Source organism: Desulfocicer niacini (assembly GCF_054657595.1).
In genome coordinates, this window is record NZ_BAAHYK010000008.1 from 42,567 (window position 1) to 66,504 (window position 23,938).

Sequence of the window (23,938 nt, forward strand, 5' to 3'; positions counted from 1 at the left end):
AATGGACCCAACCCGGAACCGTAGACGGCTCAAGACGGCTCAATTGAACGGTTCCTATTGCCCATCGTGGGGGGGGCTCTGCTGAGGTTACCCGAAAGTTTTATTTTCTAAACGTTGAGGATGCATTACTTTGAAAATTCAGCATCCCACATGCCGTGCTCACAAAGAAGGCGTTTCATATCCGCCGCCATGGGGGCTGAAAAATCCATGCGCCGCCCGGACCATGGATGACGAAATCCAATTTTCCATGCATGGAGCATCTGTCGGGCCACCCCTTTTTCAACAGGAGCCATGTGTTTTTCGGCTTTCTTTTTAAAACGCCGACCATAGCAGGTATCACCGACCAAAGGATAGCCCAGGGCCTTGAAATGCACCCGAATCTGATGGGTTCTACCGGTTTTTAACTCCACTTCCACCAGGGTCCCCCCCCTGCACTGGGAACGTTTACGCCACAGGGTGACGGCAGGCCTGCCATTGGAAATGTTCACGGCCATTCGCTTTCGCTTCACCGGATGCCGACCAATGGGAAGGGTCATCCCCCCCGAAGCATCAAAGATCTCCCCGGACACCAGAGCAAGGTATCGCTTATCCACCCGTCGATATTGAAATTCCTTTTTTAAAAACGCGTGGGCTTTGGCGGTTTTAGCCACCACCATGACGCCGCTGGTATCCTTGTCCAGACGGTGCACAATCCCCGGCCGAAGGACTTCTTCTCCCACCCCCTCTATGCTCGGACAATGGGCAAGAAGGGCATTTACAAGAGTATCTGACCAGCTGCCGGGGGCTGGATGCACCACCATTCCCGCAGGCTTATTGATTACAAGCACATATTTGTCTTCGTGAAGAATATCAAGGGGGATTACCTTGGCTAAAACACTTGGCAATGAAGGCGCAGAAAATCTGCCCATGATGATCTCCCCGGGTTTTAACCGATAACCCGGCTTTTTTATGGAGCCGTCCACCCGCACCATACCCGATCGAATCATATCAGCCACCTGGTTTCTGGAAAGGTCAACTGAATTACGGGACACCACGGCATCCAGGCGAAGCCCCATCTGCAGCTCATCTATTGTTAAATCTATGCGTGTCTCCATATCTTTTTCTCCACATTCAAAACAGGTACCTTTTTCCAACAAAAAACCGAAAAACACCTGCAATGGCGTCTTCCGGTTTGAATGGAACTAACAGTATTTACAAAGCTTTCAAATCAGTCAACTGGAATCAATTCCAGTTTGTTTCGCTGTCTTTTTTCAGCCGGGGACAAGGTTTTATTTATTATGGTTTAAACCAGCAACCCCATCCCCTCCCACCAGGAATTAACGCCGAAAATCAAACATCTCAACAAACAATGCATTAATCAAACAAAGTCTCAATCTCTTTCATCATTGCCTTTTCATCCATATCCTTTGCAGTGGACAACTCTTGGACCAGAAGGCTCTGGGCAGTATCAAGAAGTTTACGTTCTCCAAAGGACAGGTCTTTTTCAAGCTTGAGTTGAAACAGATCCCGGAACACTTCGGCAACATCATAGATGGAACCGGTTTTAATCTTATCCATGTATTCACGATATCTGCGATTCCAGGTTTGATTATCTGCAGAGGCCGCTTTTTTCTGCATCACTTCATAAACCTGTGGAATCTCATTTTTTGATATAACCTGCCTGAGACCCACAGATTCAACATTGGAAGTGGGAATCATGATGACCATGCCGTTTTCTATGATTTTCATCATATAGAAATTCATGCTCTCACCGTTGATCTCCTTGCTTTCAATGGCCTCTATACAACCCACGCCATGTGCCGGATATACTGCCAGATCTCCTTTGAAAAACTCTTTTTTTTCAGGTGCAAGCACTTCTGCCATTGTAAATTTTCCCCCATTCTTAGAGTGAGAATCATGGATATACCGCCATTGACACCTTGTCACAACATCACACAAATAATATTTTAAACCTTCCACCATTTTGGGAGGATAAGATTGGTAATGTTCCTGTACAAAAACAAATCAGGGTATACTTCCAAAAATCCTTTATGTCTCTTTTTCTTTCGAATATTGCCAGCAACAATTTGCCCATCATCTAATAATATAGCACAATTCAGCAGCTACGGCAAACACAAAAAAACAGCCGTCGCCTATCCCCTGTTAAAGAGATTCATGGCAGCAGTTCCACCCTTTTCCATGATGGCCACACAGGCATCTGCTGCGCTTGCCACCACCTGATCAAGTTCGGCTGTTTCTTCCGGTGAGAATTTTCCCAGAACATGCCCCACGGCCCCGGATGATGGCTGGGGTCTGCCCACACCCACACGCACCCGATAAAAGGCCTTTTCGCCCAATGCGTTAATGATGGAACGAATGCCGTTATGGCCGCCATGTCCCCGGTTATGGGCCACACGTATACGGCCAAAGGGAAGATCAAGGTCATCATGAACAATAATAATATCAGAAAGTTGGATTTTAAAATAGGAAGAGAGTTGCTGGATGGGAAAACCACTTCGATTCATATAGGACTGGGGCTGTACCAGAAGAACCTGTTGCTGGCCCAAGGTACCTTTGACCCATTGTGCGTCAAAGCGGGCATTTTTTAATCCCAGACCTGCCTGGGATGCGAGGGACTCAATGACAAGAAAACCGATATTGTGACGGGTCCGGACATAGTCCCTTCCGGGATTGCCCAGACCAGCCACCATGGTAATACAATTTTGAGGCATGGATGAACCCTGTAAATTTAAAAGGGTTTATTCTTCCGTCAAAACTTCAACGTCTTCATCCAGGTCTTCATCTTCTTCGGAGACCTCTTCTTCAGATGCGGTGGGTGGTACCACCGTGATAACGGTGAAATTCACCTCATGGAGAAGCTCAACAGTATCGCCCATGTCGATATCTTCCACATGGATGGAATCGCCTACTTCAAGGGCAGTAATATCAATGAGAATGCTTTCAGGGGCATCGGCGGGTCGGCAGACAACATCCAGCTCTCGACGAATTAACTGAACCATACCACCATTCTTTTCCCCCAGAGACTCTCCCTTGAGTTCCACAGGAATGGTCATGGTTACGGTTTTATCCAGATTGACTTCCTGGAAATCCGCATGGAGATAGTTCAGGCGAAAGGTATCCATCTGAACATCTTTAAGCATCACGGTCCGGGATGGTTTGGAATCATCGGCCACGACAAGCTTGATAAAGATACCGGATGTTCCATTTTTTCTGATAATTTCAGACAAATCATAGGCGGGCACAGAAACCGCTACAGCCTCCGTTTCCGGCCCATAAATCACCGCTGGCAGAAAGCCTTTATTTCTGAGTGCCCGAACAGCACTCTTGCCTCTGCCCGCTCTAACTGTTCCGTTTAAGTCTAATAGTTCCAACTGTTTGTTCCTCCGTATCTGTGCATTGGCACAGATCTGTCATTTTATTTTCTATACAAAAAGAGAATTTACAGAATCTCCCCTGTAACTTCGAAGAATGGCTTCGCTGACAAGCTTTGATATGGAGACCTGAATGATTTTTTCACAATTCAACGCCGCATCGGACAGCGGGATGGTATCGGTTACCAGAAGGCTTTCAAGGGAAGATTTATTGATGCGCTCCACGGCAGGGCCGGACAAGACCGCATGGGTGCAGCAGGCATGAACCGCCTTTGCCCCTTTATCTTGAATAACACCTGCAGCCTCGGTGAGTGTGCCTGCTGTATCCACCATATCATCCAGGATAATGGCCGTTTTACCCTCAACATCACCAATAATTGCCATGGCCTTGGCCTGATTGGGAGCACTGCGGCGTTTATCCACAATGGCAAGTCCTGCGTGAAGCCGTTTGGCAAATGCCCTGGCACGCTCCACCCCACCGGCATCTGGAGAAACCACCACCAGTTCACCGGAAATATTGGATTTAATATGATCCAGTATCACAGGTGCCGCATAGAGATTATCCACCGGGATATTAAAGAAACCCTGGATTTGACCGGCATGCAGATCCAGCGTAATAATCCTGTGAACCCCGGTCTGGGTCAAAAGATCGGCAACCAGTTTTGCACTGATGGGAACCCTGGGCGCCACTTTTTTATCCTGCCGGGAATACCCGAAATAAGGAATGACTGCCGTAATATAGCTTGCAGAAGACCGTTTCAGGGCATCAATCATGAGCAGAAGTTCAAACAGGTTATCATTTACCGGAGCGCAGGTGGACTGAATAACAAACACCTCCTGGCGCCTGACGTTCTCCTGAATTTCCACTTGAATCTCACCGTCACTGAACCGATTGATCTTTGCCCGACCAAGGTGCAGAGAAAGATAATCGGAAATGTTTTGAGCAAGCGCTATATTGGAATTTCCCGAGAAAACCGACATACCGTTCATATAAATTCTCTTCTTCGCAAATTTTTAAATTTTTAAAAGTGGCTGGGGCGGGAGGATTCGAACCTCCGAATGCAGGAATCAAAATCCTGTGTCTTACCGCTTGACGACGCCCCATGAATGCATCACAGAAAGGATGTCAGATAAACGCGCCTGCGCACATCACTGTGCCACCTGCGTGACAGCATGTCAAAGGCACATGCCGCCTGACCCTCCTCCCAGAAAAGAACAAAAAAAGATGACCCGCTCCCTGTCATCATAACCGTTTGGGTTAACAGGTCGGCCATCTCGCTTTTAAATGCCTGAATCTCCGGGTACAACTCACACGCGGACGCTTCAAGGTCGTTGTGCAGACAATCCCTGAAATCCAGCATCTGATTCTTCTCACACGCAATAATCGGAGTATTATTATTAGATTTCCCTTCCGTTGTCAATGCAAAATTGATATTTTTATAGACGCTGGCGGTGGATGCCGCCACACCGGGTGTTGCCACCAGTACCCCGCAGGGTGATTTCAGGACACAGGGAGTCAAAATTTCCCCCACCCCCCTGGCCAGCGCCGGCCCCCCCTGAATAAAAAAAGGCACATCCGCACCAAGGGTTAATCCCATTGACATAAGCCCAGCATCGGAAAAGGGAAAGTCAAACCGCTGATTCAAAGCCTTTAAAAGCGTTGCGGCGTTACTGCTGCCCCCCCCGAGACCGCCCCCCACGGGGATTTTTTTATCAATGGAGATGGCCACCCCCCCCGGCACCTGATTCACACCCCTTTCCCGGGCCAATTCTTTAAAAAAAAGCACGGCAGCCCTGTGGGCCAGATTGGAGGCATCCCCAGGCACCTGGGGATGATTACAGGTCACTGATATATCTGAAACAGAAAAATCCAAGGTGATTTCATCACACAGGTCCAGACACACCATCAATGTTTCCAGTTCATGGTAGCCGTCGGACCGCCTTCCGGTGACATGGAGAAACAGATTAATTTTTGCAGGTGAAAAAAATTTCATCACTGCTGCTTGGCCTTTACATAGGAAATCTGCAGTTCATGGAGAAGACTTCCAATCAACTGACTCTCTTCTGCATCCAGGTTTCCCTTGGTTTTTTTCCGGAGCATATCAATGATGTCCACCGTCTGCCGAGCCAGGTCCAGATTTCTGGTCCGGCTCCCCGTGGCAGGGTCGGGCATTTCCCCCATCTGCACCAAGGCCGTTGAATACAAAGAAACAATGAGGGTTGAAAAATCCGCCTGGGGCAGCCCCTCTGGCGGGGGGCAAGGCCCTTTTTCCCCATCACACTCGTTCATCACAAAGCCATTCCCTTGAGCCATTTTTTTCCTCCTTTTACTTGAAAGAGCTTGACACATACTGCCCACGGGCATCCATGTGCATCGTTGTCCATATCACATCCGCCCCGTCTCCGGTAATGGAGAGCAGGTGACCATCCACTTCAAACTGTTCAACCCGGGTAAAGGTATTTTCATAGAACACATCCAGATGCCCGGAGTCTGAAACCTGCCTCACCCAGACAGAACCAAGGGCTGTCAATCCCATTCCATGGCGTTTTAAAAGCGCCTCTTTGGCCGTAAAGCATTTAAAAAAAACCATCTCCCGGGACAGCCCATGGAACAGAGACACCTCTTTTTTCCGGCAAATCCGGGCAAACACACCTGCTGAAACCGGTTTAATACACTCAATATCAATTCCCACCGGACAAAGAGACACAACCCCTGCCACATAAAGCGGCTTATGGGTAAGGGACCAGTGAACCCCACACCACGGCAGGGGCTGCCCCCGGTCCCCCTTTAAAAAGTGCGCCATGGATAATCCCGCCCGGTGGGCAGACAAGGACACGCTTTTCCGGGCCAGTTCCCCCAGGGCCTTTCCCCGCCGGGAAAGGGGCAATTCCCGAATGGCTCTCGGCACCTGCAGCACCACCGGAAACAGACGTGTGTCTGCATTATCCCCCCGGGAGAGATGTTCTTTCATAACCTTAACGGCTACACCCTGCGCTCAACCGGAGGGGCAAGGGTAATGATAATATCGGCCACTGTGGTCCCCCTGCCATCGGCATGTACAAAGAGGGGATTTATGTCCAGTTCCTTTATTTCAGGATGATTCTTGGCCATGGTGCTCAGGCTGACCAGGTTCTTTTCCAGGGTTTCAATGTCACAGGGCGCTTCCCCCCGGAATCCGGTGAGAATTGGGTACCCCTTTATGGCCTTTACCATGCGACGGCCTACATTTCTCCCCATAGGCGCCATGCGAAAAACCACATCTTTATAGACCTCCACAAAGATCCCCCCCAGGCCGAACATAAGCACATGTCCCGAAGAGGCATGACGGGTAACACCCAGAATCACCTCCTTCCCCAAATCGGCCATCTGCTGGACCAGTACCCCTTCTAAAACCGCCCCGGGTTTATACCTGCGGGCATTTTCCATGAGGGTGTCAAAGGCTTTCTTCACCGACGGCTTATCGGCCAGCCCCACCTTGACGCCACCGGCATCGGACTTGTGGAGAATCTGGGGGGATACGATTTTCATCACCACGGGAAAACCGATTTTTTCGGCAATGTCTGCGGCCTCATCGGATGTCCTGGCCAGCTCCATTTTTAAAGTATTGAATCCATAACATTTCAAAATTTCATTGCCGTCCAGCTCTCCCAGGGTGTCTTTACCCTGTTCCATATAGCCATCAATGATGGTCTGGGCCCTTTGTGTGTCATGGATCAGCTCATACTGGGGCAGACGTCGCCGGGAAAGCCATCTATTATGGGCACAAAGAGCTCCAAGGGCCCGGGCCGCACTTTCTGGAAATTGATACACCGGCACATGATTGCGCTGGAGCAGATGAACCCCGTCGGACACGTCCACCACCCCCATGAAGGCACAAACAATGGGTTTTACCTCGGATCTGGCAATGTGCACGATGGCTTCGGCCGTTCCCATGGCATCGGTCATGGACTGGGGGGTCAAAATGATCAGAACGCTGTCCACCCCGGGATCACTGATCACCGTTGCCAGGGTATTTTCATAGCGATCCCGGGCCGCATCTCCAATAACATCCACCGGGTTATGAAAATTGGCGGTGGGCGGCAGGTATTTATGCAGTTCACGGATGGTATCTTCCGAAAAAACAGCCAGCTTCAAGCCGGAATTTTCACTCATGTCCGTGGCAATGATCCCGGGACCACCGGCATTGGTGACAATGGCGACCCGGTCTCCTCTTGGGACTTTTTTCCCGGCCAGGGCCTTGGCATAATCAAACAGTTCGTTCACCGTACTGCAGCGCATAATTCCGGACTGGGAAAAAATGGCATCATACACCGCATCGGAACCGGCCAAAGAGCCGGTGTGGGAAGCAGCTGCGGCGGCACCGGCATCGGACGTCCCCGATTTAATGGCAATTACCGGGGTGGGATCTGGACCAGAGGTCATGGCCCGGACTTCCTGGATAAACAGCTCTGCGTCGCAGGACAATTCCTCCATGTAAATCATCACCACATCGGTTTCAGGGTCGGCATGGTAATAACGCAGCAGATCCAGTTCATCCACATCGGCCTTATTACCAATGGAAATGAATTTTGAAAAGCCAAACCCCTGGTCTGCGGCAAAGTCCAGCACCGCCGTACAAAGCGCCCCGCTCTGGGAAATAAAAGAAATATTACCAGGCTGGGGCATGCGATTTGAAAAGCTGGCATTAAGAGAAACCTCAGGAGAGGGGTTTATAACCCCCAGGCAATTGGGTCCCACCAGTCGAATATCAGCTTTTTTGCACAAGAGCTGGATTTTTTTTTCCATCTCAAGACCTTCGCCACCCACTTCTTTGAAACCGGCAGACACGATGACCACTCCCTTTACCCCCTTGGCAATGCAGGCCTCCACCGCTTTTACGGCGGGCCGGGGGGGCAAAATAATCATGGCCAGATCAATGGGATCAGGGATATGGGCAATGGTTTCATAACATTTTACACTGAGAATGGATCGGGCTTTTGGGTTTACAGGGTAAAGGGTACCCTGAAAACCACCATAAAGAATATTAGCAAAGATATCATGGCCCACCTTGCCCTTCTGGCTGGAAGCACCTATAACCGCAATGGATTCAGGAGAAAATATTGCATCAAGTTTGTCCATTAAAGGCCTCCTTATCAATTATTAACGGTGCCCAGAACCTTCTCCATCATCTCTTTAACGGCCTCTACAGCGGGGGCATCATCGGGTAAATCCAGCAAGGATTTTCGATCCATGTCATATTCGAGTAGGGCTTCATCGTTGGGTAGGGTACAGATAATGGGAATCCCGATCTTGTCCACCTCATCAAGGAACGCCTTTCCCAGTGTGTCGGGAGCCCGATTCACAACCAGCCCCACATGCCCAACGGAAAGCTTCAAATCCCCCAGCATGGAATTAATCCGACCCACGGCCCGGAGTCCGCGTAGGGCATAATCAGTAACCAGAAGCAGCATATCCACCTTGCCGCTGGTGCGCCTGCTCAAGTGCTCCATACCCGCTTCATTGTCCACCAGCAGATATTTATAATTTTTTTCCAGCTCTTCGGAAAAACGATTGAGAATATTATTCACCATGCAATAACATCCCTGGCCTTCCTGACGTCCCATCACCAACAGGTCAAAATCTTTGTTTTCAATGAGCACCTGGTTCATGAGCATTTCAAGATAAACGATCTTGTCCATGCCCGAAGGTACCCCCTGGGGATCTTTCATGAAATTTTCCCTTATATCCCCAACGGTTTTTTCCACCTCAAGCCCCAGGGTTTCCCCCAGGTTGGAATTGGGATCCGCATCCACGGCAAGTACCGGAGAATATTTCTTATTTGACAGATACCTAATCACAAGTGATGCCACAGTGGTTTTTCCAACGCCACCCTTTCCGGCCAATGCAATAACCTTACTCATATTCACTCCCAAGAATTTTATCATTAAAAAAGACTTTACGGGCCTGGCTTCAGTTCCAGCACCATGATAATTGGTGAATTATCATTTGGATGGAAGCACAATAAAGATCGATCCCGCCGTTTTTACCCTCACCATAAAACAACGACATAAACCAGAAAGATCAGCCCACAAACGTCCCCCCTTACATCCCAAAAAAGAAACATTGATACCAGACTCGAAATCAACGGCACATGTCGCAATAATATATAAGGATTAATCCATCCAAAAGCAAAGTTTTTCTATGTTTAATCACAAAGGCCCTGGTACAGTTTGGCATAAATCCCACTATGCTTATTGGAGCCTATTTTTCAACAAATGCATGGAGTTTCTGTATTAAAAAAACAGCAACCTGGCAAGCAAGCCCCCCACAAACACGAGGCCCAGAAAAGGACTCAGATCTTTTGTTTAAGGCAATCAATACCCATATAAGTAGCCGTATCCAGGTGACAATATCAATTTTCTGTTGCACATTTTTCCAAAATAGATATGATTCACAGGGTTTATTCATCACATATGCCGAGTATTGACTGCATACAGAACAGTCAACATAGATGCCAACATTTTGAAAACAGGGTTAAAAACATATGCTCAAAAATGCACAGGACATTTTAAAAAAGATCAATTATATTGAAATTGACATGGACATTCAAAAACAGATATTATTTTCCATCCCCTCGGCGGATAAAGCGGAAATAGAAAAAACAATGAATGTCATTGCAAAAAAAAAAGAAGAGATTAACAAGCTGAGGCGTGAATTGCAAGCAGTTGCCCCCAAGGAATATGAACGAATTCTCACCTTTGAAAAAGCATCCCTGGAATTCAGAGCTCTGGCAGCGGAAAAGCAATTTAAAGAGATATCCAGTTTTGACGGCACCACCGCCTGTGAAATTTCCCTAAAAGCCGGGGAAGTTGTCAACTGCCTTGTCAAAGCTATGGATGCTGCGGGGGACTGGACAATAATGACCCTTGAGGGTGATATCAAAACCTTTGCCGCAGACGAAATCGTCTGAAAGTTGGGGCCTGAGCGGCTAACCGTTGGGGGGGGCGAAACATTACACAAAAAGGCCGAAAGAAGGAACCTTCTTTCGGCCTTTATTTTTTTCTAAAGCACAATACCACCGTTCTACCCACCTTTGCAAGCGAACAAACGGCTCTATAAAGCAAAAAACTGATTTATCCCTTGATGCTGAGCTGGGCAGATCTCAGGGTGTTTTTCATGAGCATGGCAATGGTCATGGGTCCAACCCCACCGGGTACAGGTGTGATTTTTCCGGCAATTTCCTTTGCCTTTTCAAAGTCCACATCACCCTTGAGAATGGCCTTACCGGTGGCTTCATTCATGCCCACACGGTTAACACCAACATCGATGACCGTGGAACCAGGTTTAATCCATTCAGGCTTCACAAGATCGGGAACGCCAGCGGCAACAATGAGGATATCTGCACGTTTGCAATGGGCCGCAAGGTCTTTTGTACGGGTATGAACGATGGTTACCGTGGAATTGGCACCCACACCTTTCTGAGCCATCATCATGGCAATGGGTTTTCCAACGATGTTGGATCGCCCCACAACCACCACCTCAGCACCGGAGGTTTCCGTGCCGGAGCGTACGATCATCTCCTGGATACCCGCCGGTGTACAGGGCAAAAATTTTACCTCATCCCCACCGATCATCAAACGACCAACATTGACGGGATGGAAGGCATCCACATCCTTGTCGGGATCAATGGCGTTAAGGACTTTCTTGTCATCAATGTGTTTGGGCAGGGGAAGCTGAACCAGAATCCCATGAATTTCAGGATCCTTGTTATATTTATCAATGAGGGCTAGAAGATCTGCTTCTGAAATATCGTCGGGCTGATCATCCTGAATTTCTTTAAATCCCACGCTGAGCGCGGTTTTAACCTTAAGGGTTACATAGCTTATGGATGCAGGACTTGAGCCCACAAGGATGGTTACCAGGCCAGGCACCTTTCCATATTTGGCTTTCATCTCTTCAACATCTGCCTTCACCTCTGCAAGGATATCCTTGCGAATACTGGTACCGCTGATAATTTCTGCTGTCATTTTTCTATATATCTCCTGATTTTTCTGAAAACAGGCGTAAAATCGCTGGGCTCCATGGCTGGTTAGTTACTCATTTTTGGCAAACCAGCTGTCCTTAAAAGCCAGGACATAAACGAAGCGTTAAAATTCGACACACCATGCACTGCAAGTTATCTCCTGCAGTAATATGACGATCCGCCATGCCAAAAGTCCCACGGGCCTTAACGCATGACGGATGGTAAAGAATATCACTTCACATGAAGCGGCATATTTTATTACGTCTTAGAATACGCCCTGAACCTTACCGGTTTCCACATCCACGTCAACCCGTTTGAATGCGGGGTTAGAACCGGTACCCGGCATGAGACTGATGGTACCTGCCACAGGCACGATGAATCCGGCACCACCGTAGGTGAGGACCTCTCTGATGTTCAGTCTCCAGTTCTTGGGCACACCCTTGAGTGCAGGATTATCAGACAGTGACAGGTGGGTTTTCACCATGCACATACCAAGTTTGGCAAGCTCAGGATCTGCCTGAATTCTGGCAATGGCAGCATTGGCATCGTTGGAATAATCAACGCCATCTGCGCCATAAACTTCCTTGGCAATGAGTTCGATTCTTTCTTTAATGGGCATGTCCAGCTCATACAGGAACTTGAACTCGGTTTTTTCTTCACAGGCAGCCACAACCACTTCTGCGAACTCAATGGCACCGTCTCCACCATGTTCCCAATGACGAGCCAGAGCCACTCTTGCACCCTCAGCTTCACTGAGTTCACGGACCTTTGCAATCTCAGCATCGGTGTCGGTATAGAAGGCGTTGATGCAGACAACCGGGCTGATACCGGCTTTTCTGACGTTTCTGATGTGATGAATAAGGTTTTCACATCCCTTGGCAACCCACTCAACATTCTCAGAGGCATATTCCACAGGCATTGGTTTTCCGGGAACCGGAACCGGTGCGCCACCATGGCATTTAAGGGCACGGATGGTTGCAACAACAACGGCACAATCGGGTACAAGTCCTGAAAAACGGCATTTAAGGTTCCAGAATTTTTCAAATCCGATGTCCGCACCAAATCCGGACTCTGTGACGTGGTAATCGGCAAGCTTCAGGCCCACGCGGTCAGCAATGATGGAGCTCTGTCCAATGGCGATATTGGCAAAGGGGCCGGCATGGACAATAACTGGCTGACCTTCGAGGGTCTGCATCAGGGAGGGATTCAGGGCGTCCACCATCCAGGCTGTCATGGCACCTGCCACCTGAAGATCTTCTGTGGTAACCGCCTTACCCTTTTTGGTGTAAGCAACAACGATCTTGCCCATTCTTTCGCGCATGTCTTTGAGATCTTTAGCAACAGCCAGGATAGCCATTACTTCAGAAGACACGGCAATACCGAACTTGGATTTCATCATGAAACCGTCGGATTTACCATTTACACCGTCAATGCCGATGATGATATTTCTCAAGGCCTGGCAGCAGAAATCCATGATCCAGCCCATTTCCACCCGGGTGGGATCAATGTCAAGGCGTTTCATGCCGGACAGTCTTTCAAGCTGCTCGTCGGTGTAATTTCTCTCATGTTGCAGACGGGATGTCAGGGCAACCATGGCAAGGTTATGGGCATTCATGATAGCGTTGATATCACCGGTGAAACCAAGGGAAAAAGGTGTGAGAGGGATACACTGAGCAAGCCCGCCGCCTGCGGCAGAGCCTTTGATGTTCATGGTGGGTCCGCCGGAGGGCTGACGAATAGCAGCAGACACTTTTTTACCGATTTTGCCAAGTCCCTGGACAAGCCCCATGGAACAGGTTGATTTCCCCTCACCAAGGGGGGTGGGGGTAATGGCGGTAACATCAATGTACTTTCCATTGGGTTTGTCTTTCAGGCGCTCAAGTACTGCCCGGAAGTCAATCTTGGCAATGTAGTGGCCCTGGGGAAGCAACTCTTCTTTGGTCAGTCCAAGTTTTTCGCCAATTTCATAAATAGTGAGCATGTTTTTTTCTGCGTCCTGTGCAATTTCCCAGTCCGCATGTTTGGTTGGATCCAATGCCATGGTAAAACTCCTTTTTTTAATATTGGGGCTCAGGGGACGAGCCGTTTTGTTCTAAATCACCTCTAAAAATTAACGAGGCAAAATGCCTCATCAATAGATTTTCCAGGCCCGCTGTAATGAGGAGGTGGGTTATACACCCCCCGACTAACCAAGAACAGGCCGATAGTATAAATGCCCACGCCCGTCACAGAATCCCATAAAAAAACAAGCAAATACTTGATTTTAATAGATTATGCAGCACATACAGGGAGCAGGTCAGAGTCATTAGTTACATCATATTTCACCGGGAATAATCTTATAATGTTCATTTTCCGTCAAGTACTATTTGCACATTAGCTAAAAAAAAATTACCTGTTTTGGCTAGACGAATGCTTCCAAAACTGAAAACATGAGCCCCACAACGAATAAACAAAATTCATTTATTAATTATATCAAACATTTTCAACACGAGCTGGCATTTCTTTTTTTTAGAATTCGGCAAGTTTTTGGTATCTCCTCTATTGACAAAAAAACCCTCTAGATGTAAATCAATGTACGGTAGAGTTTGTGGCGTAATTCAATTAGACATGTAATTTAACATGTAATAAAGGTGGATGGTGGGCCATAGATCAATTATGAGACTCCGTAATCAATGCGATCTGATAAGTATTTTGAATATACTTATCGACGACATATCCACACTTTCTTCATCCCTTCTTCATATATACATTCCTTTCTTTTTTCTTCCATTCTCAACTTATGATCTTTTTAAATACAACGATCATAGTATCTATAACCAACCCGCAACCAATAACTATCAACCCATAAGGAGGTAAGAGTGGGATTTGAACTTACGAAAGAATCCTATGCCGGCGGAATTAAAGCAATCACCATTGGAAAAGGTGACAAGGCCTTAAGCATCGGCGGACAAACATGTTATCCTTTTTACCAGTTTGAGGGCAACATGCCCGCCAAACCGGCAATTGCCATGGAAATCTGGGACATCGAGCCCCAGGAATGGCCTGCAGCAGCAACTGCTCCATTTAAAGATGTGCTTGGTGATCCGGCTGCATGGGCACAGAAATGCGTCAATGACTTCGGCGCACAGATCATCGTACTCCAATTGAAAAGCATCGATCCCAACGACATGGATGCAACCCCCCAGGAAGCTGCCGCCACAGTCAAAAAAGTGGTGGATGCCGTTGATGTACCGATTATTGTCTGGGGTTGTGCTTCGCCGGCCAAGGACGAAGAAGTTCTCAAAGAGGTTGCCGACGTGTGCCAGGGCGACCAGCTGATTCTGGGCCCTGTGGAAGAAAAAAATCATAAAGGGATTGGTGCGGCAGCCATGGGTTACGGCCACTGCGTTATCTCATCCTCTCCCATTGATGTAAACCTTGCCAAACAGGTTAATATCCTTCTGGAAAACCTTGGCATGCCCCTTGACAAAGTAATCGTGGATCCCACCACCGGTGGGCTTGGTTATGGTCTTGAGTACACCTACTCCGTCATGGAGCGCCTGAACATGGCCGCCATGGCCCAGGGTGATGATAAACTCCAGAATCCCATGATCAACAACCTGGCCAATGAAGTATGGAAATGCAAAGAGGCCAAACTCACTGCCCAGGAAGCACCGGAACTTGGCGATCCCGAGCGTCGAGGCATTCTTATGGAAGCTGTGGGTGCGGTTTCTTATTTCATGGCCGGTTCCAGCATCATGATCATGCGACATCCTGAAGCCATCAAGCTTGCCAAAGCCTTTGTGGATCTCATCTGTGACGGTGGAACCGCCGCCGATGTAGCCCCCATCACCAAGCAGCTCGATGATGTGGAAATAGACTTCACAGCCCTTGCTCCTGCACCGGATCTGACCATTGCTGAAGAGGCAAAGGCTGCTCCAGCCGCAAAGAAAGCCGAAGCTCCCAAGGCAGAAGCAGCTCCCAAGGCAGAAGCAGCTCCCAAGGCAGAAGCAGCTCCCAAGGCAGAAGCAGCTCCCAAGGCAGAAGCAGCTCCCAAGGCAGAAGCAGCTCCTGCTGTAGATCCAAAGGTTCAGGCTGAGGCTGAGGCAAAAGCGAAAGCCGAGGCAGAGGCAAAGGCAAAGGCGGATGCGGAAGCCAAGGCAAAAGCCGATGCAGCAGCCAAAGCAAAGGCAGAAGCTGATGCCAAGGCTAAAGCTGAAGCAGATGCCAAGGCCAAGATTGAGGCAGAGAAAAAAGCTGCTGCCGAAGCGGTTGCTAAACGTGAAGCCGAAGAACAGGCCATCAGGGAAAAACGCGCTGCAGCAAGAGAACAACACATGGCTGAGGCAACTAAAACGCCTAAAAAGGCTGCCACCCAGACTGCCGCAAAAAAACAACTGTCTGAGCTGGACAAGATTCTCAAGGGTCTTGACAGAATCCACAGAAGACATGTCGCATAATTGCCTAACTCAATGATGATTGCCGTACTCCATGGCAACCATTTACATAACAGGAGGAGGAACCTCTAATGGCAGACGTAAAAAAAGTCAAAAAAGAAAAAGCACCCAAATTAGCCAATCCACTTGAGGCCACCATTGATGTGGCATCACAAGAGATGATTGTTCGCGCCCATGAACTTGGCATTGATACCGTATTTGATCGCGCCGTCACCATGAAACCCTGCGCCATCGGCATCCAGGGCATCTGTTGCAAAAACTGTTCCATGGGACCGTGCAGACTGCCCCTTCCCAAAGACGGCATTGAAGGCGAAGATACCCGTAAAGGTCTCTGTGGTGCCACTGCAAATACCATTGCTGCAAGAAACTTCATTCGTATGATCGCCGGCGGCGCTTCCGCCCACTCCGACCACGGTCGTTGTGTGGCAGAGGTATTCCTGTCTGCAGCCCGTAAGGAGAGCGAAGCCTATAAGATTAAAGATACAGACAAACTGCTCCAGATTGCACCGGCCCTGGGGGTTGATATCACCGTTGAAGTTGACGGAGAGACCAAAGACCGCGACATAGACGAGATTGCCCTTGAAGTGGCTGAAATTGCCATCGCCGAATGGGGTAAACCCGAAGGTGAAATCCTTTACATGAAACGGGCACCGGCTGCTCTATATGAAAAATGGAAAAAACAAGGTGTTCTTCCCAGAAATATCGACCGGGAAATTGTAGAGATCATGCACCGCACCCACATGGGCGTGGACCAGGACTACAAAAACCTCATGAAACAGGGTACAAGAGCAGCACTGGCCGACGGCTGGGGCGGCTCCATGCTGGCAACAGATCTCCAGGATGTTCTTTTCGGAACCCCCTATCCGGTTCAGTCAGAAGCCAACCTTGGCATCATGAAAGCCGACCATGTCAACCTCATCGTCCACGGTCATGAGCCTGTATTGTCGGAAATTCTGGTGGCGGTTGCCCAGTCCCAGGAGATGATTGACTATGCCAAGAGCAAGGGAGCCAAGGGTATTCAGCTGGGCGGCATTTGCTGTACGGCCAACGAGATCCTCCAACGCCACGGAATTCCCACGGCAGCCACCTTCCTGCAGCAGGAACTTGCCATCATCACCGGTGCCTGCGATGCCATGGTTGTTGATATCCAGTGCATCATGCAGAATCTTGCCAACGTGGCAAAATGTTTCCATACAAAACTGATCACCACCCATCCCATTGCCAAAATGGAACAGGACAACGTCATCCACATTGAATTTGACGAGCACTATGCCCTGGAAGATGCCAAAAAAATCGTTAAACTGGCCATTGACAACTTTGCAAACCGTGGCGCAGAGGTCATGATTCCCAAACACAAAGCCAGCCAGGTGGCAGGTTTTGGTGTGGAATCCATCAAGTATCACCTGGGCGGAACCTTCCGCGGCACTTATTACACCCTCAACGATAATATCATCAACGGTCGTATCCGCGGTATTGCCGGTGTGGTTGGCTGTAACAACGCCAGAACCAAACACAATGACGGCCATATCAAAGTTGTCAAAGAGCTGATCAAAAACGATGTCATTGTTCTCACCACCGGCTGCAACGCCATTGCCTGCGCCATGGAAGGACTTTTGACACCTGAAGCCGCCGCCGTACACTGCGGCCCCGGCCTTGCTGAAGTCTGTGAAACCGTTGGTATCCCACCGGTCCTGCACCTGGGTTCCTGCGTTGACAACAGCCGTATCCTCCTTGCCGCCACAGAGGTGGTAAAAGCTGGCGGTCTCGGTAACGATATCTGTGACCTTCCTGCAGCAGGAAGTGCCCCGGAATGGATGAGTGAAAAGGCCATCTCCATCGGTCATTACTTTGTCGCCTCCGGTGTTTACACCGTATTCGGCGTCACCCTGCCCACCTCCGGTGCCCCCGTATTCCATAAATATATTTCCGATGAAATGGAAAAAATTTATGGCGGCAAATGGGATCTTGAAGTTGATCCCATCAAACATGCCCAAAAGATGATTGCCCACATTGATAAAAAACGTAAAGAGCTGGGCATTGACAAGGCAAGGGAAAGGGTTCTCATGGACATGGCAGATCGCCAGAAACTTGAGGCATAATCCATACAGGGTCACAGATCATACGGTTATTAAAAAGATAAATCCTCAACGAAGGAGGAAGACATGTCAAAATTAATAGCATTTGCAGCTATTCAAGGTGGATATAAAGTCGTTTCAGAGGTTGAAGGTCTTTACAACAAAGCGCTTCAGACCTACAATGCAGATACCAAAGTTGAATTTCCCAACACAGGTTATTTTCTTCCGGTCATTTATTCCTTGACCGGACTTAAAGTTCAGACCCTGGAAGATATCAAGAAACCGCTGGCCTTTGCCAGGGGACTTCTGCCCCCCCATGTAAAAAGTAAAAATCACCTTCCCTATCTTGGGCCCCTCCTTGATGCCGGTATGGCCGGTATCATCGCCTATGAGATCAAGGAAGCCTTAAGAACCGTTTCAGATCCCGATTTCTACTATCCCCATGAAGATCCCGATCTGGACGCTGGAAAAATCTGGACCGGTCCCGCCGATGACACCATCCTGAGAAAAAGGGGTGTTGAATTTGTGGATGGCTCTGCACCTGGCTTTGCCGCCATCGTTGGTGCTGCTCCCAACCCGGAAATTGCCAAGATGATCGTGGAAGACTACCAGAAAAAGAGTCTTTACATCTTCTGCGCCGCCAACCACAATGGCCAGACCGTCATTGAGCAGCTGATTGAAGCAGGCGTTCAGGTGGGATGGAACACCCGTATTGTTCCCTTTGGTCCTGACATTTCCTCAGCTGTATTTGCCCTTGGTTTTGCCAACAGGGCAGCCATGGCATTTGGTGGTGTTCAGCCCGGCGATCACAAAAAGATCCTCATGTACAACAAAGAGAGAATCTTTGCCTTTGTAAACGCCCTTGGTGATATCGGAACCGAATGGGGCGTTGCAGCTGCCGGTTGCGTCAACTGGGGTTTCCCGACCCTGGCCGACACCGACATCCCGCAGATCCTGCCCACGGGTATCTGTACCTACGAGCATGTGGTCACCAATGTTCCCCACGACGAGATGTGCCAAAAGTCCATTGAAACCCGTGGTCTCAAGGTTAACGTCACGGAAATCGACATTCCCATGGCCTTTGGTCCCGCCTTTGAGGGTGAGCGCGTCCGCGGCGCCGATCTCCATGTACAGTGCGGCGGCGGTAAGACCCAGTGCACCGAGCTTGTGAAAAAAGCAGAGATGAACGAGATTGAAGACGGCAAGGTTATTCTGGAAGGTCCCGATGTCACGGATCTTAAAGAAGGCGAAACCTTCCCCCTTGGCATCTTTGTACAGATTGCCGGTCGTGAGTTCCAGGAAGATTTTGAGCCCATCATGGAGCGTCAGATCCATCATCTGGTCAACTACATCCAGGGCATCATGCACATTGGACAGCGCGATATCTCCTGGGTCCGGGTTTCCAAGGCCGCCATGGAAAAGGGCTTCAGCCTGAAACACATCGGTACCGTGCTCTATGCCAAGTTCCACCAGGATTTCCAGAAAATCGTGGATAAGGTCCAGGTGACCCTGTACACCAACACAGAAGATGTGGATAAAATGACGGCCACGGCACGGGAAAACTATCTGGCCCGTGACTCCCGCGTTGACTCCATGACCGACGAGGATGTGGAAACTTTCTACTCCTGTACGCTGTGCCAGTCCTTTGCACCCAACCATGTCTGTTCCGTAAGCCCAGAAAGAACCGGGCTGTGTGGCGCATATAACTGGATGGACTGCCGGGCCGCCTTTGAAATCAACCCCACCGGTCCCAACCAGCCCATTGAAAAGGGTGAGTGCATTGATCCCAAGCTGGGTCAGTGGAAGGGTGTAAATGACTTTGTCAACAAGGCTTCCCGTGGTGCGGTTACCCATTACAACTTCTACTCCATGGTACACGATCCCATGACCACCTGTGGCTGCTGCGAGTGCATCGCCGCCATGCTGCCCTCCTGTAACGGCGTCATGACCGTTGGTCGTGATTATGCAGGCGATACCCCCTGCGGCATGAAGTTTACCACCCTGGCCGGTGTCATGGGCGGTGGCGCTTCTTCCCCGGGTTTTGTGGGCCATTCCAAACACAACATCACCCAGGGTAAATTCATCCTTGGTGATGGTGGGCTTTTAAGAATGGTATGGATGCCCAAGATGCTCAAGGAAGAGCTCAAGGATCGCATCGTTGCCAGAGGCGAGGCCATGGGCGTACCCGATCTCTATGACAAGATTGCCGATGAGACTGTCGGCATCACCGAAGAGGAGATTCTCCCCTTCCTCGAAGAGAAAGGACATCCTGCAATGAGCATGGAACCCCTGATTGGTTAATCAACTGACAACCATGGAGTTGTGCCGTTAAACGGGTACAGCTCCATGGACACCCATATTTTATGAAAAAAGGAGAGAACAATGGCATTAACCGGTATTCAGATTTTCAAACTCCTTCCCAAGACAAACTGTAAGGAGTGTGGCGTGCCCACCTGCCTTGCATTTGCCATGAACCTCGCATCGGGCAAGGCTGAACTGGACAGCTGCCCCTATGTGTCCGACGAAGCAAGGGAAAAACTGGCGGAAGCCTCTGCACCTCCCATCCGCCCCGTAAAACTGGGCAAGGGCGTTCGACAGACCTCAACCGGTGGAGAAACCGTTCTTTACAGACATGAAAAAACCTTCTTCAATCCCACCATCCTTGCTGCCACCGTGGCATCTGATGTGGCTGCAGCAGATCTTGAAACAAAGCTTAAAGCCTACAATGCCTTTCAGTATGAACGGGTGGGATTGAATCTGAGACCCGAACTTATAGTGGTAAAAGATGCCGGTGCCGGCGCTGATGCCTTTGCTGCAACGGCAAAATGCATTGCAGAAACCTCAGAGTTTAATCTGGTGCTCATGACCGAAGATATGGATGTCATGAAGGCAGGTGTTGCAGCTGCCGGTTTCAAACGTCCTCTGCTCTATGCGGCAACAGAAGCCAATGTCGATGCCATGGGTGCCCTGGCCAAAGAAAATGACCTGCCCCTGGCGGTAAAGGCAGATTCTGTTGAAGCCCTGATGCCCCTGACTGAAAAACTCACCGGCATGGGACTCAAAGATCTGGTCATTGACTCAGGCTCAAGAGAGATCAAGCAGGCCCTGGAAGATCAGGTGGGTATCCGTCGTGCCGCCCTCAAGGCCGGCAACAAAGCCCTGGGCTTTCCCACCATAACCTTTCCCTGTGAAATGGCCTCCAACCTTGACATGGAAACCGTTATTGCCGCCATGTTTGTGGCAAAATACGGCGGCATCGTTGTGATGTCCGACTTCACAACAGAATCCCTGTTTCCACTGCTTCTGGAAAGACTCAATATCTTTACAGATCCCCAACGTCCCATGACAGTAACCGAAGGCATCTTTGAAATCGGCAACCCGGATGAGAACTCCCCGGTTGTGGTCACCACCAACTTTGCCCTTACCTACTTCATCGTATCCGGTGAAATTGAAGGCAGCAAGGTTCCCTGCTGGCTGCTCATCAAGGATTCTGAAGGTCTCTCTGTTCTCACGGCCTGGGCTGCTGGTAAGTTTGGCGGTGATGATGTGGGAATGTTCGTTAAAAAATGTGGTATCATGGATAAGGTGAAACACACCGAGCTGATTATCCCCGGATATGCAGCAGCCATTGCCGGTGATGTGGAAGAAGAACTTCCCGGTTGGACCATCACCGTTGGACCAAGGGAAGCTGCTCACCTGCCGGCATTTCTTAAAAACAGATAATGCCCAAATAAAATAGAGGGGGGGAAAATCCTGCTATCTTTTTTCTCCCTTTCGATATATTCTGAACATTCATTATCACCCGCTATTTTTAACCCATAAAAAACTTTAGACCTGAAAGGAAAAGATTATGATACTTTTCGGAGAAAGCTTGAATGTAATTTCCACTGTCATCGGGAAGGAATTCAAACAGGCGGATCCTGCCAAACGGAATCCCGAGCCCATTCAGAAAGAAGTCATCATGCAGAAAGAAAAGGGCATGGATTACATTGACATTAACCTTGGGCCTGCAAAAAAATTTGGTACAGAGCTGATGCCATGGGTGGTCAACGTTGTCCAGGAAGCCGTTCCCGGCATGCCCCTTTTGCTTGATTCATCAAACATCGACGCCATTGAAGCCGGTCTTAAAGTGGCCAAACCCGCCGACAAGCCACACATTGTCAACTCCATCATGGCACGTCCTGAAAGATATGAAAAAATGGTGCCCATGACAGCCAAGTATGATGCTGATTTTGTGGCATTGATGTGGGGACCTGAAGGACTTCCCAGGGATGAAAACGAACGTGCTGCCCTTGCCGTGGAACTGCTCTACTTTGCCAATGAAGCTGGCATTCCCAACGAAAAAATCTGGGTGGACGGTATTGTTACCCCGGTGAACATCCAGCAGCCCCAGGCCATCAGCCTCATGGAGTTCCAGGGAATGCTTCAGGACATCGCTCCCGGTGCCCAGAGCACCTGCGGTCTGTCCAACATTTCCAATGGTCCGCCAAATCACCTGAGACCCATCCTGAACCAGACGTATATGGTAATGCTGCAGAAATACGGCATGGCATCGGTTATTTCCGATCCCCTGGATGAAAAATTGACAGCCATTGCCAAGGGGAAACATCCTGAAATAATCGACCTTGTGTATGGCATCATGGATGGAACTCAGCCGGATATGGCAAGCCTGAGCAAAGAACTGGCCGATTACGCCAAAACCGTAAATGTAATTCTGGGCAACACCCTTTATTCAGATTCATGGCTTGAGCTGTAATCCCATTTCTGACCATGTAAGACAAGGCCTCTCCCCCCAAAAGGGGTGAGGTATTTACGGGCTTGGTTCTAACTTCGTCCACTTTGTGGGGTGGAGAGCCTTCCGCTGCTGTCAGGGTGGCCGAAGTTAAAACCAAGCCCGTTTTTACTTTTTGGGAATTTTATGAAACCAGATAAAACGATTAAAAATAAATGGGTTCATGTGGTGGTGCAAAACCCTGGAACTCCCGGAGAAGAACTCATGGGGTACACCACCGACCAAAACGCTGAACCCTTTGTTCCCACCTTTGTCAGCCGGGATGAGGCCCATGCCTGTTTTATGATCATGCCAAAGGATATCATGAAACATAAATATGAAGTACATGCCATCCTTCAGGAGGACCTGCTAGACCAGGCCCGGAAAAACAATTTTAAAGTTTTTCTTATGGACGATAAAGGCCGTATCAAACAGGAATTAATCTAACCGGGACCTGCCGGGAAACAAGGGAAACAGAAAATGAGTCTAAAACTTGCCATCGGTGGTAAAGGCGGCGTTGGTAAAACCACCATCACTTCTCTTCTTGCACGGTGCATGGCGCACCTGGATGCAGGCAACAGTGTCATTGCAATTGATGCGGACCCTGTGGCCAATCTGGCCGCCGGGCTGGGGATCCCTGAAGAAACACCCATCACCCCCATTTCCGAGCTATCCGACCTCATTGCAGAGCGTACCGGCGCAAAACCAGGGACCATGGGGGGATTTTTCACCCTCAACCCCAAGGTGGATGATATCCCCGACCGCTTTTCACTGGAACGGGACGGTGTTAAACTGCTGGTCATGGGTACAGTTCAGAGCGGCGGCTCCGGTTGTATCTGCCCGGAAAGCACTATTTTAAAAGCTTTAATGAACCATCTGGTGCTGGCCAGAAATGAAATTGTAATCATGGACATGGAAGCCGGTGTGGAACATCTGGGCCGGGGGACTTCAGGTTCCATGGATGCCCTGGTGGTGGTGGTCAATCCTGGAAAACGAAGCCGGGTGGCGGCGGAAAAAATACGAAAGCTGGGCCGGGATATCGGCATCAAACGAGTGGTGGTTCTTGGAAACCGTGTGGGGTCACCGGCGGACGAACAGCTGATCCGGGAATCACTGCCTGATTTTGAAATCATTGGTTTTCTGCCGGAAATGGATGAAATTTTAATGGCGGACAGAAAAGGGGTCCGTCCCTATGAAGACATTTCCACCGCACCCACAGCGCTGATGAACATTGCCCGCAAATTCATGGAAATGCACTGACCCCGCAGGACTCAACAATACA

Annotated in this window: 20 protein-coding genes and 1 tRNA gene; 8 read left to right on the forward strand and 13 right to left on the reverse strand. The window is 49.3% G+C overall.

The window, feature by feature from the left end; all coding sequences use genetic code 11:
- Positions 1-125: 125 nt before the first annotated feature.
- The 11 genes from ACYQ2M_RS05765 to ACYQ2M_RS05815 all read right to left on the reverse strand — a co-directional run bounded on the left by ACYQ2M_RS05765 (position 126) and on the right by ACYQ2M_RS05815 (position 9,272).
- On the reverse strand, positions 126-1,094 hold the full coding sequence (locus ACYQ2M_RS05765; RefSeq protein ID WP_459915370.1) for an RluA family pseudouridine synthase: 969 nt from the start codon (positions 1,092-1,094) through the stop codon (positions 126-128).
- Between the two features lie 259 nt (positions 1,095-1,353).
- Positions 1,354-1,863, reverse strand: coding sequence for a CarD family transcriptional regulator (locus ACYQ2M_RS05770; protein ID WP_459915371.1), 510 nt, complete (start codon positions 1,861-1,863; stop codon positions 1,354-1,356).
- 269 nt (positions 1,864-2,132) lie between these two features.
- Positions 2,133-2,711 carry an aminoacyl-tRNA hydrolase gene (pth, locus tag ACYQ2M_RS05775; protein ID WP_459915372.1) on the reverse strand — a complete coding sequence of 193 codons (579 nt, stop codon included), beginning with the start codon at positions 2,709-2,711 and terminating at the stop codon, positions 2,133-2,135.
- A gap of 27 nt (positions 2,712-2,738) precedes the next feature.
- Positions 2,739-3,371, reverse strand: coding sequence for a 50S ribosomal protein L25 (locus ACYQ2M_RS05780; RefSeq protein ID WP_459915373.1), 633 nt, complete (start codon positions 3,369-3,371; stop codon positions 2,739-2,741).
- A 51-nt stretch (positions 3,372-3,422) separates the two neighbouring features.
- Positions 3,423-4,361 carry a ribose-phosphate diphosphokinase gene (locus tag ACYQ2M_RS05785; RefSeq protein WP_459915374.1) on the reverse strand — a complete coding sequence of 313 codons (939 nt, stop codon included), beginning with the start codon at positions 4,359-4,361 and terminating at the stop codon, positions 3,423-3,425.
- Positions 4,362-4,400: 39 nt separating this feature from the next.
- A tRNA-Gln gene (locus tag ACYQ2M_RS05790) sits at positions 4,401-4,475 on the reverse strand.
- 8 nt (positions 4,476-4,483) lie between these two features.
- The gene (gene ispE / locus ACYQ2M_RS05795) at positions 4,484-5,365 is read right to left on the reverse strand and encodes a 4-(cytidine 5'-diphospho)-2-C-methyl-D-erythritol kinase (RefSeq protein ID WP_459915375.1); all 882 of its coding nucleotides are present in this window, start codon (positions 5,363-5,365) and stop codon (positions 4,484-4,486) included.
- Complete coding sequence (locus tag ACYQ2M_RS05800; protein WP_459915376.1) at positions 5,365-5,685, reverse strand: DUF1844 domain-containing protein; 321 nt, start codon at positions 5,683-5,685, stop codon at positions 5,365-5,367. The genes ispE and ACYQ2M_RS05800 overlap by 1 nt, the downstream gene beginning before the upstream one ends.
- A gap of 13 nt (positions 5,686-5,698) precedes the next feature.
- Positions 5,699-6,343 carry a 4'-phosphopantetheinyl transferase family protein gene (locus tag ACYQ2M_RS05805; RefSeq protein WP_459915377.1) on the reverse strand — a complete coding sequence of 215 codons (645 nt, stop codon included), beginning with the start codon at positions 6,341-6,343 and terminating at the stop codon, positions 5,699-5,701.
- An 11-nt stretch (positions 6,344-6,354) separates the two neighbouring features.
- Positions 6,355-8,490: an acetate--CoA ligase alpha subunit gene (gene acs / locus ACYQ2M_RS05810; RefSeq protein WP_459915378.1), complete on the reverse strand. Its 2,136-nt coding sequence runs from the start codon at positions 8,488-8,490 to the stop codon at positions 6,355-6,357.
- 14 nt (positions 8,491-8,504) lie between these two features.
- Positions 8,505-9,272 carry an ATP-binding protein gene (locus ACYQ2M_RS05815; RefSeq protein WP_459915379.1) on the reverse strand — a complete coding sequence of 256 codons (768 nt, stop codon included), beginning with the start codon at positions 9,270-9,272 and terminating at the stop codon, positions 8,505-8,507.
- A 623-nt stretch (positions 9,273-9,895) separates the two neighbouring features.
- Between ACYQ2M_RS05815 and ACYQ2M_RS05820 the strand changes: the two genes are divergently transcribed.
- Positions 9,896-10,321 carry a hypothetical protein gene (locus tag ACYQ2M_RS05820; protein WP_459915380.1) on the forward strand — a complete coding sequence of 142 codons (426 nt, stop codon included), beginning with the start codon at positions 9,896-9,898 and terminating at the stop codon, positions 10,319-10,321.
- A gap of 163 nt (positions 10,322-10,484) precedes the next feature.
- Here the strand turns inward: ACYQ2M_RS05820 and folD are convergent, their stop codons facing one another.
- Positions 10,485-11,378: a bifunctional methylenetetrahydrofolate dehydrogenase/methenyltetrahydrofolate cyclohydrolase FolD gene (folD, locus tag ACYQ2M_RS05825; protein ID WP_459915381.1), complete on the reverse strand. Its 894-nt coding sequence runs from the start codon at positions 11,376-11,378 to the stop codon at positions 10,485-10,487.
- A gap of 261 nt (positions 11,379-11,639) precedes the next feature.
- A complete protein-coding gene (locus tag ACYQ2M_RS05830; protein ID WP_459915382.1) occupies positions 11,640-13,415 on the reverse strand; it encodes a formate--tetrahydrofolate ligase in 1,776 nt (591 codons plus the stop codon).
- 817 nt (positions 13,416-14,232) lie between these two features.
- On the opposite strand from ACYQ2M_RS05830, the gene ACYQ2M_RS05835 reads away from it, so the two are divergent.
- The 7 genes from ACYQ2M_RS05835 to ACYQ2M_RS05865 all read left to right on the forward strand — a co-directional run bounded on the left by ACYQ2M_RS05835 (position 14,233) and on the right by ACYQ2M_RS05865 (position 23,916).
- Positions 14,233-15,813 carry an acetyl-CoA decarbonylase/synthase complex subunit delta gene (locus ACYQ2M_RS05835; protein ID WP_459915383.1) on the forward strand — a complete coding sequence of 527 codons (1,581 nt, stop codon included), beginning with the start codon at positions 14,233-14,235 and terminating at the stop codon, positions 15,811-15,813.
- A gap of 68 nt (positions 15,814-15,881) precedes the next feature.
- Positions 15,882-17,909, forward strand: coding sequence for an anaerobic carbon-monoxide dehydrogenase catalytic subunit (gene cooS, locus ACYQ2M_RS05840; RefSeq protein WP_459915384.1), 2,028 nt, complete (start codon positions 15,882-15,884; stop codon positions 17,907-17,909).
- 63 nt (positions 17,910-17,972) lie between these two features.
- On the forward strand, positions 17,973-20,186 hold the full coding sequence (gene acsB, locus ACYQ2M_RS05845; RefSeq protein WP_459915385.1) for an acetyl-CoA decarbonylase/synthase complex subunit alpha/beta: 2,214 nt from the start codon (positions 17,973-17,975) through the stop codon (positions 20,184-20,186).
- An 81-nt stretch (positions 20,187-20,267) separates the two neighbouring features.
- Positions 20,268-21,608 carry an acetyl-CoA decarbonylase/synthase complex subunit gamma gene (gene acsC / locus ACYQ2M_RS05850; protein WP_459915386.1) on the forward strand — a complete coding sequence of 447 codons (1,341 nt, stop codon included), beginning with the start codon at positions 20,268-20,270 and terminating at the stop codon, positions 21,606-21,608.
- 127 nt (positions 21,609-21,735) lie between these two features.
- Entirely contained in the window at positions 21,736-22,641 is a 906-nt protein-coding gene (locus ACYQ2M_RS05855) for a dihydropteroate synthase (protein WP_459915387.1), read from the forward strand.
- A 162-nt stretch (positions 22,642-22,803) separates the two neighbouring features.
- Positions 22,804-23,103 (forward strand): hypothetical protein, encoded by a 300-nt coding sequence (locus ACYQ2M_RS05860; protein ID WP_459915388.1) that lies wholly within the window; start codon positions 22,804-22,806, stop codon positions 23,101-23,103.
- A gap of 33 nt (positions 23,104-23,136) precedes the next feature.
- Complete coding sequence (locus tag ACYQ2M_RS05865; protein ID WP_459915389.1) at positions 23,137-23,916, forward strand: ATP-binding protein; 780 nt, start codon at positions 23,137-23,139, stop codon at positions 23,914-23,916.
- Positions 23,917-23,938 lie beyond the last annotated feature (22 nt).